This is a genomic window from Kocuria rosea, from assembly GCF_006094695.1.
GTDB lineage: Bacteria > Actinomycetota > Actinomycetes > Actinomycetales > Micrococcaceae > Kocuria > Kocuria rosea.
This window is the reverse complement of sequence record NZ_CP035103.1, coordinates 3,865,563-3,879,727: the sequence shown is the minus strand read 5'-3', so window position 1 is coordinate 3,879,727 and position 14,165 is coordinate 3,865,563. Positions and strand designations below refer to the sequence as shown.

At 74.6% G+C, this 14,165-nt stretch carries 14 protein-coding genes; 9 read left to right on the top strand and 5 right to left on the bottom strand.

The annotated features are described in order from the left end of the window. Positions 1–44: 44 nt before the first annotated feature. The 6 genes from EQG70_RS17690 to EQG70_RS17665 all read left to right on the top strand — a co-directional run bounded on the left by EQG70_RS17690 (position 45) and on the right by EQG70_RS17665 (position 6,880). Entirely contained in the window at positions 45–1,424 is a 1,380-nt protein-coding gene (locus tag EQG70_RS17690; RefSeq protein ID WP_109221560.1) for a GntP family permease, read from the top strand. Positions 1,425–1,432: 8 nt separating this feature from the next. After that, positions 1,433–2,200, top strand: a complete 768-nt coding sequence (locus EQG70_RS17685; protein WP_109221559.1) for a glucose 1-dehydrogenase — start codon at positions 1,433–1,435, stop codon at positions 2,198–2,200. An 82-nt stretch (positions 2,201–2,282) separates the two neighbouring features. Beyond that, a complete protein-coding gene (locus tag EQG70_RS17680; RefSeq protein WP_109269056.1) occupies positions 2,283–3,305 on the top strand; it encodes a zinc-binding dehydrogenase in 1,023 nt (340 codons plus the stop codon). Further along, entirely contained in the window at positions 3,305–4,852 is a 1,548-nt protein-coding gene (locus EQG70_RS17675) for a gluconokinase (RefSeq protein ID WP_109269057.1), read from the top strand. Before EQG70_RS17680 ends, EQG70_RS17675 begins: the two co-directional genes overlap by 1 nt. 188 nt (positions 4,853–5,040) lie before the next feature. Next, positions 5,041–6,456 (top strand): FAD-binding oxidoreductase, encoded by a 1,416-nt coding sequence (locus EQG70_RS17670; protein WP_232035213.1) that lies wholly within the window; start codon positions 5,041–5,043, stop codon positions 6,454–6,456. A gap of 61 nt (positions 6,457–6,517) precedes the next feature. Continuing rightward, positions 6,518–6,880: an antitoxin gene (locus EQG70_RS17665; RefSeq protein WP_035924449.1), complete on the top strand. Its 363-nt coding sequence runs from the start codon at positions 6,518–6,520 to the stop codon at positions 6,878–6,880. Between the two features lie 112 nt (positions 6,881–6,992). Here the strand turns inward: EQG70_RS17665 and EQG70_RS17660 are convergent, their stop codons facing one another. The 3 genes from EQG70_RS17660 to EQG70_RS17650 form a co-directional block, all read right to left on the bottom strand. Next, the gene (locus tag EQG70_RS17660) at positions 6,993–7,829 is read right to left on the bottom strand and encodes an alpha/beta fold hydrolase (protein ID WP_017835004.1); all 837 of its coding nucleotides are present in this window, start codon (positions 7,827–7,829) and stop codon (positions 6,993–6,995) included. A gap of 132 nt (positions 7,830–7,961) precedes the next feature. After that, on the bottom strand, positions 7,962–8,666 hold the full coding sequence (locus tag EQG70_RS17655; protein ID WP_035924455.1) for a class F sortase: 705 nt from the start codon (positions 8,664–8,666) through the stop codon (positions 7,962–7,964). A gap of 21 nt (positions 8,667–8,687) precedes the next feature. After that, positions 8,688–9,458: a hypothetical protein gene (locus EQG70_RS17650; protein WP_017835002.1), complete on the bottom strand. Its 771-nt coding sequence runs from the start codon at positions 9,456–9,458 to the stop codon at positions 8,688–8,690. 293 nt (positions 9,459–9,751) lie between these two features. Here EQG70_RS17650 and sigK point away from each other — a divergent pair, with 293 nt between their 5' ends. The 3 genes from sigK (at position 9,752) to EQG70_RS17635 (ending at position 13,180) form a co-directional block, all read left to right on the top strand. Continuing rightward, positions 9,752–10,360 carry an ECF RNA polymerase sigma factor SigK gene (sigK, locus tag EQG70_RS17645; protein WP_158279186.1) on the top strand — a complete coding sequence of 203 codons (609 nt, stop codon included), beginning with the start codon at positions 9,752–9,754 and terminating at the stop codon, positions 10,358–10,360. After that, positions 10,357–11,139 (top strand): anti-sigma factor, encoded by a 783-nt coding sequence (locus EQG70_RS17640; protein WP_138976499.1) that lies wholly within the window; start codon positions 10,357–10,359, stop codon positions 11,137–11,139. The genes sigK and EQG70_RS17640 overlap by 4 nt, the downstream gene beginning before the upstream one ends. A 1,087-nt stretch (positions 11,140–12,226) precedes the next feature. Continuing rightward, on the top strand, positions 12,227–13,180 hold the full coding sequence (locus EQG70_RS17635; protein ID WP_109269061.1) for a PI-PLC domain-containing protein: 954 nt from the start codon (positions 12,227–12,229) through the stop codon (positions 13,178–13,180). Between the two features lie 52 nt (positions 13,181–13,232). Here EQG70_RS17635 and EQG70_RS18240 read toward each other — a convergent pair whose 3' ends face one another. Both EQG70_RS18240 and EQG70_RS17630 read right to left on the bottom strand, forming a co-directional pair. After that, positions 13,233–13,391, bottom strand: a complete 159-nt coding sequence (locus EQG70_RS18240) for a hypothetical protein (protein ID WP_154676755.1) — start codon at positions 13,389–13,391, stop codon at positions 13,233–13,235. A gap of 79 nt (positions 13,392–13,470) precedes the next feature. Then, positions 13,471–14,109 carry a hypothetical protein gene (locus EQG70_RS17630; RefSeq protein ID WP_017834996.1) on the bottom strand — a complete coding sequence of 213 codons (639 nt, stop codon included), beginning with the start codon at positions 14,107–14,109 and terminating at the stop codon, positions 13,471–13,473. Positions 14,110–14,165 lie beyond the last annotated feature (56 nt).

Genomic DNA, 14,165 nt, shown 5'->3' with positions numbered 1-14,165 from the left:
ACCCCAGGGCCTGCCCGCAGGCACGAGATCAACGGAGAAACTCAGTGGAAGACTGGACACAGACCCTCGGCACCGCGCCGCTGCTGACGATCGCGGCAGCCGCCATCGCACTGATCCTGGTCCTGGTGATCAAGTTCAAGCTGCACGCCTTCCTCACCCTGATCCTGGTGGCGCTGCTGACGGCGTTCGCCACGGGCATCCCCACGGGGATGATCGTGGACACCGCGGTCACCGCCTTCGGCGGCACGCTCGGCTCGGTGGCCCTGCTCATCGGCCTCGGCGCCATGCTCGGCAAGCTCGTGGAGCACAGCGGCGGCGCCCGGGTGCTCGCGGACAAGCTCGTGGACATCTTCGGCGAGAAGCGCGCGCCCTTCGGGCTCGGCATCGCCTCCCTGATCATGGGCTTCCCGATCTTCTTCGACGCCGGCCTCGTGGTCATGCTGCCGATCATCTTCGCCGTCGCCCGCCGGGTGAGCGGCAACAACGTCCTCCTGTACGGCATCCCGGCCGCCGGTGCGTTCTCGGTCATGCACGTCTTCGTGCCGCCGCACCCCGGTCCCGTGGCCGCCACGGAGCTCTACGGCGCCGACCTCGGCATGGTCCTGCTCATCGGCCTGCTGCTGGCGTTCCCGCTCTGGTACGTCTCCGCGTACCTCTGGGGCAAGCGCGTGGGCACCAAGTACGTCCTCCCCGTCCCGGGCTTCTTCGGCGACGTCGACGACGACCAGCCCGCCAACCCGCCGCGAGTCGGCACCATCATCGCCCTGCTGCTGCTGCCCCTGGCGCTCATCTTCATGAACACCGGCCTGGACTTCCTGCGCGCCGCCGGCGCCGTCTCCGAGGACGCCGAGTGGTTCCAGGTGCTCTCCGCCCTCGGCGAGTCCCCGGTCGCCCTGCTGATCTCGGTCCTCGTGGCCCTGTTCGTCCTCGGCACCCGCCGCGGCGAGCACGGCACCGCCCTGGAGAAGGTCATCGACTCCTCCCTGGGCCCGGTCGCCTCCGTCATCCTCATCACCGGCGCCGGCGGCATGTTCGGCGGCATCCTGCGCGCCTCCGGCATCGGCGACGCGCTGGCGTCCTCGCTGGACGGCATCGGGCTGCCCGTCATCTTCGCGGCCTACATCATCGCCGTGGTCCTGCGCCTGGCCCAGGGCTCGGCCACCGTGGCCCTCGTCACCGCCGCCGGGCTCATGGCACCGGCCGTGGCCGCGGGCAACTTCAACTCCGTGGAGGTCGCGGCCGTGGTCCTGGCCACCGCCGCCGGCTCGGTCTTCGCCGGGCACGTCAACGACTCCGGCTTCTGGCTCGTGGGCCGGCTCATGGGCATGGACGTCAAGACCACGCTGAAGACCTGGACGGTCCAGCAGGCCCTCGAGTCCGTCCTCGGCTTCGCCATCGTCCTCGTCATCTTCTACATCGCCTGAGGCCCCGGATGCGCAACGTCTTCGACATCACCGGCCGGCTCGCCCTCGTCACCGGCTCCTCCCGGGGGCTGGGGCGGGCCCTGGCCACGGGCCTCGCCGAGGCGGGGGCCCGCGTGGTCCTGCACGGGCGCGACGCCGACGCCCTCGCCCGGGTGTGCGACGAGATCGCCGCCGGCACGGGCACCGCCCCGGTCACGGCGGCCTTCGACCTCACCGACGCCGAGGCCGTCCGGACGGGGATCGACGCGGTCCTCGCCGAGCACGGCGTCCCGGACATCCTGGTGAACAACGCCGGGATCCAGCGCCGCGCCCCCTTCGCCGAGTTCGCGGCCCAGGACTGGGAGGACATCGTCGCGGCGAACCTCTCGAGCGTGTTCCACGTGTCCCGGGCCGTGGTCCCCGGCATGCAGGAGCGCGGCTCGGGCAAGATCGTCAACATCGGCTCCGTGCAGTCGGTGCTCGCCCGGCAGACCATCGCCCCGTACTCGGCCACCAAGGGCGGGGTGGTCATGCTCACCAAGGGCATGGCCGCGGACCTCGCCCGGCACAACATCCAGGTCAACGCGATCTCGCCCGGATACTTCGCCACCGAGATGAACCAGGCGCTGATCGAGGACGAGGCGTTCAACCACTGGGTGGTCGAGCGCACCCCGGCCCGGCGCTGGGGGCAGGTCGAGGAGCTCGTGGGCACGCTGGTCTACCTGTGCTCGGACGCCTCCAGCTTCGTCTCGGGGCACAACGTCCTGGTCGACGGCGGCATGACCTCCGTCCTCTGACCCGGGTCCGCCGCACCACCCGCAGTCCCACCCGGCACGCGCCGCACCGCGGCGCCCCGGGGACGCACCAGGAGGAGAGCTCATGAGGGCCATCGTGATCCACGGCAAGGACGATCTGCGCGTCGAGGAGGTGCCCACCCCGGAGCCCGCCGAGGGGCAGGTCCGGCTCCGGATCGCCTACGGCGGGGTGTGCGGGTCGGACCTGCACTACTGGGCCGAGGGCGCCAACGGCGAGTACGTGGTCCGGGAACCCCTCGTGCCCGGGCACGAGGTCTCCGGGACGGTGGACCTGGACCCCGCCGGCGAGCTCGCCCCCGGCACCCCGGTGACGGTCCACCCGGCCACGTTCGGCACGCCCCAGCCCGGGATCGAGGACCGGCGCCACCTCTGGCCCGGCGGGGCCTACCTGGGCAGCGCCTCCACCCGGCCGCACACCCAGGGCGGGATGAGCGAGTACCTGCTGGTCCGCCGGGACATGGTCCGGGTGCTCCCGGCCGGCCTGCCGCTGCGCCGGGCCGCGCTCGCCGAGCCGCTGGCCGTGGCCCTGCACGGGCTCACCGTGGCCGGGGACGTGACCGGCCGGCGCGTGCTCGTCTCCGGGTCCGGGCCGATCGGCCTGCTCACCGCCGCGGCGGCCCTGGCCCGGGGCGCGGCCGAGGTCGTGGCCACCGACGTCCTCGAGGGCCCGCTCGAGCGGGCCCGGGCGCTCGGCGTGCACGGCACCGTCCGGGTGGGGGCCGAACAGATCCCGTCCGGGGCGTTCGACGTGGTGCTCGAGTGCTCCGGCGTGCCCGCGGCCGTGAGCCCCGCGCTGGTGGGCGCCCGCCGCGGCGGCGTCGTCGTCCAGGTGGGGATGGTGCCGGACGAGGCGCGGCCCGTGAACCTGGCCCCGCTGGTCTCCAAGGAGCTCCAGCTGCGCGGGTCCTTCCGGTTCGACGACGAGATCGACGAGGCGATCGGGCTGCTCGCCGACCGCCCCGGGATCGAGGACGTGGTCACGCACGAGTTCCCCGCCGACCGGGCCGTGGAGGCGTTCGCCACGGCCCGCGACTCCGCGGTCTCCGGCAAGGTCCTAGTGTCCCTGGCCCCCGGGGAGCCGCGCTGATGCCGGGGCCGGCCGGCACCGGGCACCCGGAGCCCGTGGTGGTGGGCGTCGACATCGGCACCACGAGCACCAAGGCCGTGGCCTTCGCCGTGGGCGGTGAGCAGCTCGCCGCCGCCTCGGCCGGCTACCCCCTGGAGGAGCCGCACCCCGGCCACGCCGTCCAGGACCCCGAGCTGATCCTGCAGGCGGTGCTGGACACCGTCCGCGCGGTGGTCGGGGAGGTCGGGGCGGAGCGCGTGGCCGGGCTGTCCTTCAGCGCCGCGATGCACAGCCTGCTCGGGCTCTCGCCCGAGGGAGAGCCCCTCACCCCGCTCGTCACCTGGGCCGACACCCGGGCCAGCATCCAGGCGGAACGGCTGCGCGCGAGCGCGGGCGGCCTCGCCCTGCACCGGCGCACGGGCACCCCGGTGCACCCCATGTCGCCGCTGCCCAAGCTCGTCTGGTTCCACGACCAGGAGCCCAAGCTGTGCGAGCGCGTCGCCTTCTGGGCCGGCATCAAGGAGTTCGTGCTGCTGCGGCTGTGCGACGCGCTCGTGGTGGACCACTCGGTGGCCTCGGCCACCGGTCTGATGAACATCCACGAGCTGGCCTGGGACGGCGAGGCCCTCGCCCACGCCGGGATCCTGCCCGAGCAGCTGCCCGAGCTGGTGCCCACCACCCACGTCCTGCCCGGGCTCACGGACGAGGGCGCCCGGGCCACGGGGCTGCCCGCCACCGTGCCCGTGGTGGTGGGGGCCAGCGACGGCCCGCTGGCCAACCTCGGCCTGGGCGCGGTCCGGCCCGGGGTGGCGGCCTGCTCGATCGGCACGAGCGGCGCGCTGCGCGTCGTCGTCGACCGTCCCGTGGTGGACCCGCTGGGACGGGTCTTCTGCTACGCCCTGACCCCGGGGCGCTGGGTGGTCGGCGGGGCGATCAACAACGGCGGCGTGGTCCTGGGCTGGGCCGGGGACGCCCTCGCCCCCGACCTGGGGGAGGAGCCGGAGGAGGAGCTGCTCGCGCTCGCGGGGAGCGTCCCGGCCGGGTCCGGGGGGCTGCTCATGCTGCCCTACCTGCTGAGCGAGCGCGCCCCGCACTGGAGCTCCCTGCCCAAGGGCGCCTACGTGGGGCTGACCCGCGCCCACCGCCGCGCACACCTGGTGCGCGCGGCCCTGGAGGGGGTGTGCCAGCAGCTCGGCCTGGTCCTGCAGTCGATGCGCTCGGCCGGTCTGGCCGTGGAGCAGATCCGCGCCACCGGCGGTTTCGCCCGCAGCCCGCTGTGGCGGCAGCTGCTCGCCGACGTCCTCGGCACGGACATCTCCTTCGCCTCGGGCCACGAGGGCTCCGGGTTCGGCGCCGCGCTGCTCGGGATGCAGGCGCTCGGGCTGATCGAGTCCGTCGACGTGGCCGCGGACCTGGTGGAGGTCGAGTCCGTGGTGCGCCCGGACCCCGCCGACGCCGCGGTCCACGCGTCCCTGCAGCCGGTGTTCGAGCAGCTCTACGAGGCCCTCGTGCCCACGTTCACGTCCCTGCGCCGGCTGGCGCCCGCCCTGCCGCTCGAGCGCGACTGACCCTCCCCGCGGCCCCGCCCCGTTCCGGCCGTGCCGTCCGGGCCGTGCCGGCCGGCGCCCCGTGACGATTCCGTGCACGCTCCGGAGGGCGCACCGGCGGGCCCGCGTGGGAGAATGGACCTGTTCTGCGGCGCCTGCGGGCCCGAGCGGCCCCGCACCGCGGATCGCCGGTGCCGAGGGGGCCCGCGATGATCTCGAGAACGGACGTGGAAGAACTCCACCGGCAGGTCCGCGGTCCGGTCCTGCTGCCGGACGAGGCCGGCTTCGCGCAGGAGGTCGCCGGCTTCAACCTGGCCGCCGTCCACCACCCGGACGCGGTGGCGGGCGTGACCGACGCCGCCGACGTGGTGGCCGTGATGCGGTGGGCCGCCGCCCACCACGAGCCCGTGGGGGTGCAGTCCACGGGCCACGGCGCGGACCAGCCCATGGAGGGCGGCGTGCTCGTCACGACCCACCGGATGCAGGAGATCGAGGTCGACCTCCGCCGCCGGACCGCTCGGATCGGCGCCGGCGTGCGGTGGCGCCGCGTGATCGACGCGGTCGCGCCCCACGGCCTCGCGGTCCTCACCGGTTCGGCCAGCGACGCCGGGGCGGTCGGCTACACCCTGGGCGGCGGGCTGCCGGTGCTCGGGCGGATCTTCGGCTTCGCCGCCGACCACCTGCTGGGCCTCGAGGTGGTGACCCCCGACGGGCGGCTTCGCCACGTGGACGCCCGGCACGAGCCGGAGCTGTTCGCCCTGCTGCGCGGGGGCAAGGGCAACCTGGGCCTCGTCACCGCGATGACCATGGGCCTCGTCCCCCTGGAGGAGCTCTACGGCGGCGGGATCTTCTACCCCGGCACCGACGCCCAGGAGGTGCTGAGCGCGTTCAGCCGGTGGGCGCCCACCCTGCCGGAGCGCGCCTCGACGTCCGTGGCCCTGCGCTGGATGCCGCACGACCCGACCGTCCCCGAGCAGCTGCACAAGCGGATGCTCGTGCACCTGCGCTTCTGCTGGGTCGGTCCGGAGGAGGAGGGCGCCCGGGTCCTCGAGCCGATGCGGGCGGTCTCCCGGCCGGTCCTGGACCTGGTGGGGCCCATGGACTACCGGGACATCGACCAGGTGCACATGGACGCCACCGAGCCGGGTCTCTACGTGCTCACCGGGGAGTTCCTGCGGGAGTTCGACGCCGCCGCGGTCATGACGCTGCTGCAGAGCGCCGGGCCCGGCAGCCGGTGCCCGCTGCCGGAGGTGGGGATCCGGCTGATGGGTGGAGCCTTCGCCCGGACCGACGGCGTCGAGGACGCGGTCTCGGGGCGGGACGCGGCGTTCTTCCTGGAGCTCATCGGCTGGCTCGCGCCCCACGTGGCCGCGGCGACGCCCCGGGCGCTGGCCGAGATCCTGCAGGCCATGGCCCCGTGGTCCACGGGCCGGGCCTTCGTGAACATGCACGGGGTTCCGGGCGGGGAGACCGAGCACGCCCGGGCGTGGTCCGAGGAGGTCTACGCCCGTCTGGTCCGGGCCAAGGCGCTCTACGACCCGGACAACCTGCTGCGCTTCCAGCACGTGGTCGGCCAGGAGCGCCGGCCTCCCGGCCTCGGCCAGCCGGCGGACAGCTCCGCGTGATGGACTGGCGGCAGCACCGCGGCGCTCCCGCGCGCGGTGACCACTCTCGGAAGGAGACGTGATGGTGAACTTCAAGGGGCTCACGGCCAAGGCCAAGCAGCTCGCCCAGCGCAACCCGGACAAGGTCGACAAGGTCCTCGACCAGGCCGGCAGCTTCGTGGACAAGCGCACCGGGCACAAGTACGAGCGCCACGTGGACACGGTCCAGCAGAAGGCCCGCCAGTTCCTCGGCGGGGGCCGCGCCCCCGGCGACCGGACCTCCGGCGGCCCGGCCACGGGCGGCCCCAGCACGGGCGGCCCGGCGACCGGCGGCCCGACCACGGGCGGCCCCGCCGCCGGCGAGCGCCCGGACGGGCAGCCGGGAGGACCGGCCGGGACCGATCGCCCCGGTGACGTGCCCGGCCACGAGGGCCCCCGCCACTGACGGTTCCCGGGCCCCGGGAACGGAGCGGACCCCGCCCGCCGCGCCTCGAGCGCACGGCAGGCGGGGTCCGTCGTCGTCCGGCGGAGGGCCGTCCCGCCGGGGGCAGGGGCGGCTACCGGGCGAGGAAGTCCAGCAGCGCCTCGTTGACCTCCGCGCCGTGGGTCCAGAGCAGCCCGTGCGGGGCGCCCTCGATCTCGACGTACTCCGCCTGCGGGAGGGCCTGGTGGAACTGCCGGCCGGTGGCGTCGATGGGCAGGATGTTGTCCGCGGTGCCGTGCACGATCAGGGCCGGCACGTCGATCTTGGGGATGTCGGCCCGGAAGTCGGTCAGCCAGGCGGGCTGGGCGGCCACCGACGCCACGGCCCCGGAGCGGGCGGCGATGTTCCGACAGGCGTCCACGACCTCCTGGCTCAGCCGGTCCGTGCCCAGGAACGTGTCCGTGTTGAAGAAGTTGCCGAAGAACTCGGCGAAGAACGCGTAGCGGTCGGCGGTCACGGCCGCGGCCAGGCCGTCGAAGACGTCCTGGGGCACGCCCGTGGGGTTGTCCTCGGTCTGCAGCAGGTACGGCTCGAGCGAGCCCAGGAAGGCCGCCTTGGCCACCCGCGAGGATCCGTAGGTCCCGAGGTAGCGCCCCACCTCCCCGGTCCCCATGGAGAAGCCCACCAGGACCACGTCGTTCAGGTCGAGGGTGCTCAGGACGGTGTCGAGGTCGGCGGCGAAGGTGTCGTAGTCGTAACCCGTCGTCGGCCGGCTCGAGCGGCCGAAGCCGCGGCGGTCGTAGGTGATCACGCGGTAGCCGGCCCCGAGCAGGGCGGCGGTCTGCTTCTCCCAGGACGAGCCGTCCAGGGGGTACCCGTGGATGAGGACGACGGGCTGACCGCTGCCGTGGTCCTCGTAGTACAGCTCGATGTCGGTGCTGTTCTCGGTGCCGACGGTGATGTGACCCATGGAGGCTCTTCCTCTCGCTGGTGCGACAGATGCAGAGAACGGCCGTTCCCTGCGCAGAAGCCTAGGGAAGGGTCGTTCTCCGCGCGAGGCCGGGGCGGTGGGCACCAGCGCTCGTTCCCAGGGCTGCGCCGCTCAGGGCACCAGGGACGCGTAGACCACGTAGTTGTCGTCGAACTCCCCGGTGGCCGGGTCGAAGCCGTCGCAGGTGATCAGCCGCAGCTCGGACCCCTCCGTGTTGCCGTAGACCTCGAGGGTGGGGAAGTCGTCCTTGCCGTACTGCTCCCCGCGGTCGACGGCGAAGACCGCCGTGGACCCGTCCTCCCGGGCCACCTCGATCGCGTCGCCGGGTTCCAGGGCCCGCAGCCCGGCGAAGACCCCGGGGCCGCCGCCGGTGGCGTTGACGTGGCCCAGCAGCACGGCCGGGCCGCGCTCGCCGGGGGTGGGGGACCCGGTGTACCAGCTCGCCGGGGAGCCGGGCCCCTCGGGCGGGACCTCGAGCGAGCCGTCCTCGCGCAGGCCCAGGTGCAGCAGCTCGGACTCGGTGCCGGTGGCCGGGACGGACAGGGAGACCGGCTCCGCCGCGCCCAGGACTGCCGGGCCGTCCGCCGGTCCGTCAGTTGCGGCGGCGCTCGGCCTCCCGTCCGCGGGCGGGGCCGACACCGCGCCCGAGGGCGCCGAGATGCTCGACGGCGAGGCGGTGCTCGAGGCCGCCGGCGCGGTGCTGCCGGCCGCCGGCGCGGTGCCGTCGTCGGACGCGGCGCAGCCGGTGGCGAGCAGGACGGCGGTCGCCGCGGAGGCCAGCAGGCCTCCGCGACGACCGGTGGTCGATCCCGTCACAGCAGGAACCGTCCCGTCGGATCAGCCGCGCGCGGCGCGACGGCGCAGGGCCCACGCGGCGCCGGCCGCGGCGGCCAGGACGCCGCCGCCGAGGGCCGCGGCCTGGGCGGTGGACCCCGTCTCCTGGGCCACGCCGGTGTCGGCGCCGCCCTCCGGCATCGCGCCCATCTGCGAGGCGGTCAGCGTGCCGCACGCGGCCGGGAGGGTCGCGGCCGCGGGCAGCGCCGGGTCGAGGTCGCTCATCTTCTCGGCGGCCGCGGCGGGCATCTTCGCCGGGTCCACGCCGTGGACCACGACGACCGCGGTGCCGTTCTGCAGGGACTCGGCGGTGGCCTCGTCCAGCTGCAGGGTCCGCTCGTAGGTGTACGCGGAGCCGCCCGGGAAGCGCTCCACGGCCAGGCCGGAGTCGGGGCTGGTGTCGCCCTCGGTGGTCAGCGAGGTGCCGATCATGCCGTAGAAGGGGTGACCCTCGGTGGTGTTGACCACGCCGTCGCCGTCCGCGTCCGCCTCCGGGCCCGGGCAGGTGCCCTGGCCGTGGATGTGGATGTGCTGGGCGTGCGGGAACGGGCCGTCCATGAACGTCTCGGCCGCGCCGCTCACGTTCATCGTGACGGTGGCCTCGGTGCCGTGGACGTCGACCATGACGTCGCCGGTGGTGCCGGAGTTGTTCAGGGTGCTCAGCGCCGCCTGGGCGGACCACATGTCGGAGTCGTGGGCGGCGGCGGGCGCGGCGGCCATGGTGAGCGCGCCGAGGGCCAGGGTGGGGACTGTGAGGAGCATGGACTTGCGCATCAGATTCTCTCCTGTGTCGTACCGGGGGGTCGTGCCGGGTGCGCACTTTCGGTGTGCGCACGGTGAGTTCGGCGCCGGAACGGGCCCGGACGGGTGCGGGGGCAGAAAAGTTTCCGGCGCGCCGGAACGGACCGCCGACCCGTCCGGTGCCGGCCCCGCGACGAACAACGGTCATGGAGACGACGAGTGTGTCGATGGCATCACATCGACCCGGTGTGGCAAGGTGCAGTGCGACACTGCTCCCGCCCGGACCCCGGGCGGGGCGCCGCTCTCCGAGTGAACAGCGAGACCGCGTGAGCCCAGGACCGACCGGCCGGAGCGGGAGAGCCGGGGCCCCGGTCCCCGTGCCCGGGCGGACCGAACAACAGGTCGAGCTGCTGCGCCGCGTGGCGGGCGGTGACGAGGACGCCTTCGCCCAGCTGTACGACGCGACGTCGTCCACGGTCCACGGACTCGTGCTGCGGCTGCTCCGCTCCCCGGAGCTCGCCGCCGAGGTGGTCCAGGAGGTCTACCTGATGGCATGGCAGCAGGCGGAGCGCTTCGACGCCGGCCGCGGCACGGTCCTGGCGTGGTTGTGCACCATGGCCCACCGCCGCGCGGTGGACCGGATCCGGCAGAGCCAGCGGGAGCGGGACCGGGACCAGCAGTACGAGGTCCGGCGGGCCGAGACGCCCTCCGACTCCACCTGGAGCGAGGTGGAGCAGTCCCTGGACTCCGAGGAGGTGCGGGCCGAGCTCGGCGGGCTCAGCCCGCTCCAGCGGGAGGCCGTCTGCCTGGTCTACTACCGGGGGTACAGTCACCGGCAGGTCGCGGAGCACCTGGACGTCCCGCTGGGCACGGCGAAGGCCAGGATCCGCGACGGACTCACCAATCTGAGATCGGCACTGGGGGTGCGGCAGTGAAGGACATCCAGGGGGACGACCGGGCCGGCGATGTCCACGCCGACGCGGCGCTCTACGCCGTGGACGCCCTCGAGCCCGGCGAGCGCGCCGCGTTCGAGCTCCATCTGCGCGGCTGCGCCGCCTGCCGGGAGGAGGTGGCCGCGTTCGGGGAGGTCGGGGCGCACCTCGCCGCCGCCGTGGCCGAGCCGCCGCCGGCGGCGCTGCGCGGGGACGTCCTCGCGGCCGTGCGCAGGACGCCCCAGGAGCGTCGGCCGGAGGAGCGGGCCGAGGACCGGGCCGACGATCAGGCCGGGGCCGCGCCCGTGTCCCTGGCGCAGCGGCGCCGGCCCCGGCGCCGCTGGCTGGCCGCCGCCGCGGCCGCCGTGCTCCTGCCGGGTGCGGCCCTGGGCGGCTGGGCCGTCGGCACGCAGACCGAGCAGCGGGAGCAGCAGCTCGTGGCCCAGGAGCAGGACCGGCAGAACCGGCTGCTGAGCGCCCCGGACGTCACCACCCGCCAGCTCGACGTGGACGGCCGGCCGGCCACCCTGGTGGTCTCGGCGCAGGCGGACGCGGCGCTGTTCGTCGCCTCCGACCTCGCCGGACCGGGGGAGGGCCGGGAGTACCAGCTGTGGCTCGTGCAGGACGAGACCCCGGTGCCGGACGTGCGCTTCGGCGGCGGACAGGTGCAGGTCTGGCTGGACGGCGACGTCGACCGGGCCGGGGCGGTGGCCATGACCGTGGAGCCCGCCGGCGGCTCCGAGACGCCCACCCTGCCGGTGCTGGCCGCCGCGGAGATCTGAGCGCGGCTCCTGCCAGAATGAGGCCATGACCGAGGCAGAACCATCCGGCGGCGGCGCGGCCCGGGCGGCCCCGGCACGCCCGTCGTGAGACCCCGGCCGGGCGGGAGGCGCCGGCACCCCCTGCGGTGGGTGCTGTCCCGGGAGCTGGTCCTCGACTGGCTGCGCTCGTTCCGCACCAGCCGCAGCGCCCTGTACTTCCGGGTCCGGAACCGCTTCTCGGACGCGCCCGTGCGGGGGGACGCGCCCGTGGTCGTGAGCCTCACGTCCTACGGGAGCCGGATCCGGGCGGTGCACCTGGCCGTCGAGTCGATGGTGCACGGCACCGTGCGCCCGCAGCGGCTGATCCTGTGGCTGCGCGAGGCCGATGTCGTGGCGGACCCGCCCCCACCGTTGGCGCGGCTGGTGCGCCGGGGCCTCGAGCTGAGGTGCACCGAGGACTGGGGCCCCCACCAGAAGTACTACCCCTGCGTCCGGTCCCGGGCGCGGCACGAGCTGCCGCTGGTCATCGCGGACGACGACGTGCTCTACGGCCCGGCGTGGCTCGAGGAGCTGCTCGCGGTCCACGCGCGGCACCCGCACGACGTGGTCGCCCACCGCACCCACCGGATCCGCCTCGGCGGAGGACGGATCCTGCCCTACGCGACATGGAGCCCCGGCGCCCCGGCGGGAGCGTCCGTCCGCACCTTCGCCACGGGCACCTCCGGCGTGCTCTACCCGCCGCACCTGCTCGACGCCCTGCGCGAGCTCGGCACCGCGTTCACCGCGTGCGCGCCGATGGCCGACGACGTGTGGCTGCACGCCGTCGCCCTGCGCCACGGGACCGGCGTCCGGCCCGTCCGGGACGGCCGCACCGCCTACCGGCCCATCCCCAGGACGCTCTTCCGGGGCCTCAGCACCCGCAATGTCCTGCGCGGAGGCAACGACATGCAGATCGCAGCCACGTATTCGGCCTCGGACGTGGAAGAGTTGGAGCGTGCACGGGTGGCCGAGGGCCCCCGAGCACGTGGACGGGCGGTTCCCCCGCTTCCCGTCCGCCGGCCGTCCCCCCACGGCCGCTGTCCGCGCTCCCATCCCCCCAGGAGTTCCCATGCCGAAGAACTACCGCCGCCCGGACTCGCCGGACCACGTCGCAGCCGACGTGCCGGCGCGCGCAGCAGGGCACTCGATCGTCTTCGACTCGCCGGCCGAACTGGCCGCCTACACCCGCCACGACCGCCTGTCCGCCGACGGGCCCCTCCTGCTCGCCCGCCGCGCCGGATTCCACCCCGACGGGCCCTGGCCCTGCTCGGCGCTCGAGTCCGCCCAGAACGTCCTGGCCACCCGGGCGCGCACCATGATCGAGATCGAGCTGCGCACCACGGTCGACGGCCGGTGCGTGGTCCTGCACGAGGCCGTCATGGGGCACGGGAGCACCGGCGCCGGCCCGGTGAGCGAGCAGTCGGCCGACTACGTGCTCAGCCAGCACCTGGTGGACAACTACGGCGAGGTCACCCGGTTCCCCATCCGGGAGGCCGGCGAGTTCCTCACCTGGGCAGTGCTGGCCGGGGCGGTGCTGTGGCTCGACGTCAAGAACGTGACCCCGGAGGCCGTCGTCGAGCTCGTCCGCACGCACCGGGCCGAGGGCCAGGTGGTGGTGAGCGTGCACGGGCTGACGGAGCTGGCCGTCTACCGCAGGATCGCCCCCGACCTCGTCTACTTCGTCCCGACCCACCCGGACGGCCTGCCCACGGTCGAGGCCGTCCGGCGGGAGGTGCCCGACCTCCGCCGGGTGATCGGCTTCGCCGGCCACTACGTCCCGGACATGGAGGAGAGCCTGCGGATGCGGAGCTGGAACGTGCCCATGCGCCTCGAGCTGCACCGCTACGACGAGAACCTGTCCGCCGACGCCCTGGACGTGCACTACTACCGCCGCGCGGTCGAGGCCGGCTTCGGGATCCTCTCCACCAGCCACTACCGCGAGGTGGCCGACCTCCTCGGCCTGTCCGCGTGGGCGCCGAAGAACGCCTCCGCCCGGGACGACCGGGGGCTGACCCGGCACTGATCCCGGGCGCTGCCGCCCTCGGCGGGGCGCCCGGGACCGTCCGTGCCGGGGATCAGTCGTCGCCCGGCGCGTCCTCGGGGGCGTCCCCCTCGGCCTGGGAGGGCTTGTTGTCGTCCGGGTCGACGGCCGACTGCACGCTCTGGTCCTCCGGCACGTCCCCCTCGGCCTGAGAGGGCTTGTTCCGGGCCGGGTCCGGGGTCGTCTCGCTCATGCCGCTCCTCGTGCGCTCAGCAGGGTGATGGTCCCGGCTCACGCTACGCCGGGCCCGGGGCCCCGACAAGAGGATCCCGCTACGCGGCCCGGCCGGCGCGGATCGCGGCGTAGAGCTGGGCGGGGATCAGCCCGGTCCGGTGGGCGCGCTCGACCGCGGCGAAGCCCTCCTCGGTCTCCTCGTACGGGAAGTGGATGAGGTCCGCCGCGAGCTCCCAGTGGTCGATCATCCCGCCCGCCCAGAGCTGGCAGATCGCCCACGGGGTGTCCGCGGAGAACGCGGGGACGTCCGGCAGGACGTACTCGTCGGCCGGCACGCGCCAGGCCTCGAGGCTGTCCAGGTCCGCCGCGAGGTCCTCGAGGGTGTCGTAGTGGCCCGCGCGGTCCGGGTCCACGGAGCCGTTCGGGTTGGCCAGCTCGACGTCGTAGCCGCCCTCGGCCGCGGCGAAAACGGTGGTGGGCCCGGGCTCCCCGCCCACGCCGGCGTCGAGGGGCAGCTGGGACGGCAGCCACTCCCACCCGTCGCCGAGCTGGTCCATCTCCAGGTCCCGGTAGGCCACCCAGCCGCGGGCGACGAGCAGCTCGTGGGCGTCGTCGTCCCAGGTGCCCTGGGCGGCGCCCTCGATGTCGACGGTGCGGGCGCCGGCCGCGGCGTGGAACTCCCGCCGCTGCTGCTTCTTCTTGGCGGCGGCCTTCTTGCGGGGCTTGCTCTTGGGCACGGATCCTCCTGACGGGCGGGGACGGACGCGTGCGCGGTCCCTCGGACCTCCCATGA

Coding starts and splice junctions, on each gene's coding strand:
- EQG70_RS17685 (WP_109221559.1), top strand. CDS start 1,433: ATGCGCAACGTCTTCGACATCACCGGCCGGCTCGCCCTCGTCACCGGC.
- EQG70_RS17680 (WP_109269056.1), top strand. CDS start 2,283: ATGAGGGCCATCGTGATCCACGGCAAGGACGATCTGCGCGTCGAGGAG.
- EQG70_RS17675 (WP_109269057.1), top strand. CDS start 3,305: ATGCCGGGGCCGGCCGGCACCGGGCACCCGGAGCCCGTGGTGGTGGGC.
- EQG70_RS17670 (WP_232035213.1), top strand. CDS start 5,041: ATGATCTCGAGAACGGACGTGGAAGAACTCCACCGGCAGGTCCGCGGT.
- EQG70_RS17665 (WP_035924449.1), top strand. CDS start 6,518: ATGGTGAACTTCAAGGGGCTCACGGCCAAGGCCAAGCAGCTCGCCCAG.
- EQG70_RS17660 (WP_017835004.1), bottom strand. CDS start 7,829: ATGGGTCACATCACCGTCGGCACCGAGAACAGCACCGACATCGAGCTG.
- EQG70_RS17650 (WP_017835002.1), bottom strand. CDS start 9,458: ATGCGCAAGTCCATGCTCCTCACAGTCCCCACCCTGGCCCTCGGCGCG.
- EQG70_RS17635 (WP_109269061.1), top strand. CDS start 12,227: ATGCCGAAGAACTACCGCCGCCCGGACTCGCCGGACCACGTCGCAGCC.
- EQG70_RS18240 (WP_154676755.1), bottom strand. CDS start 13,391: ATGAGCGAGACGACCCCGGACCCGGCCCGGAACAAGCCCTCTCAGGCC.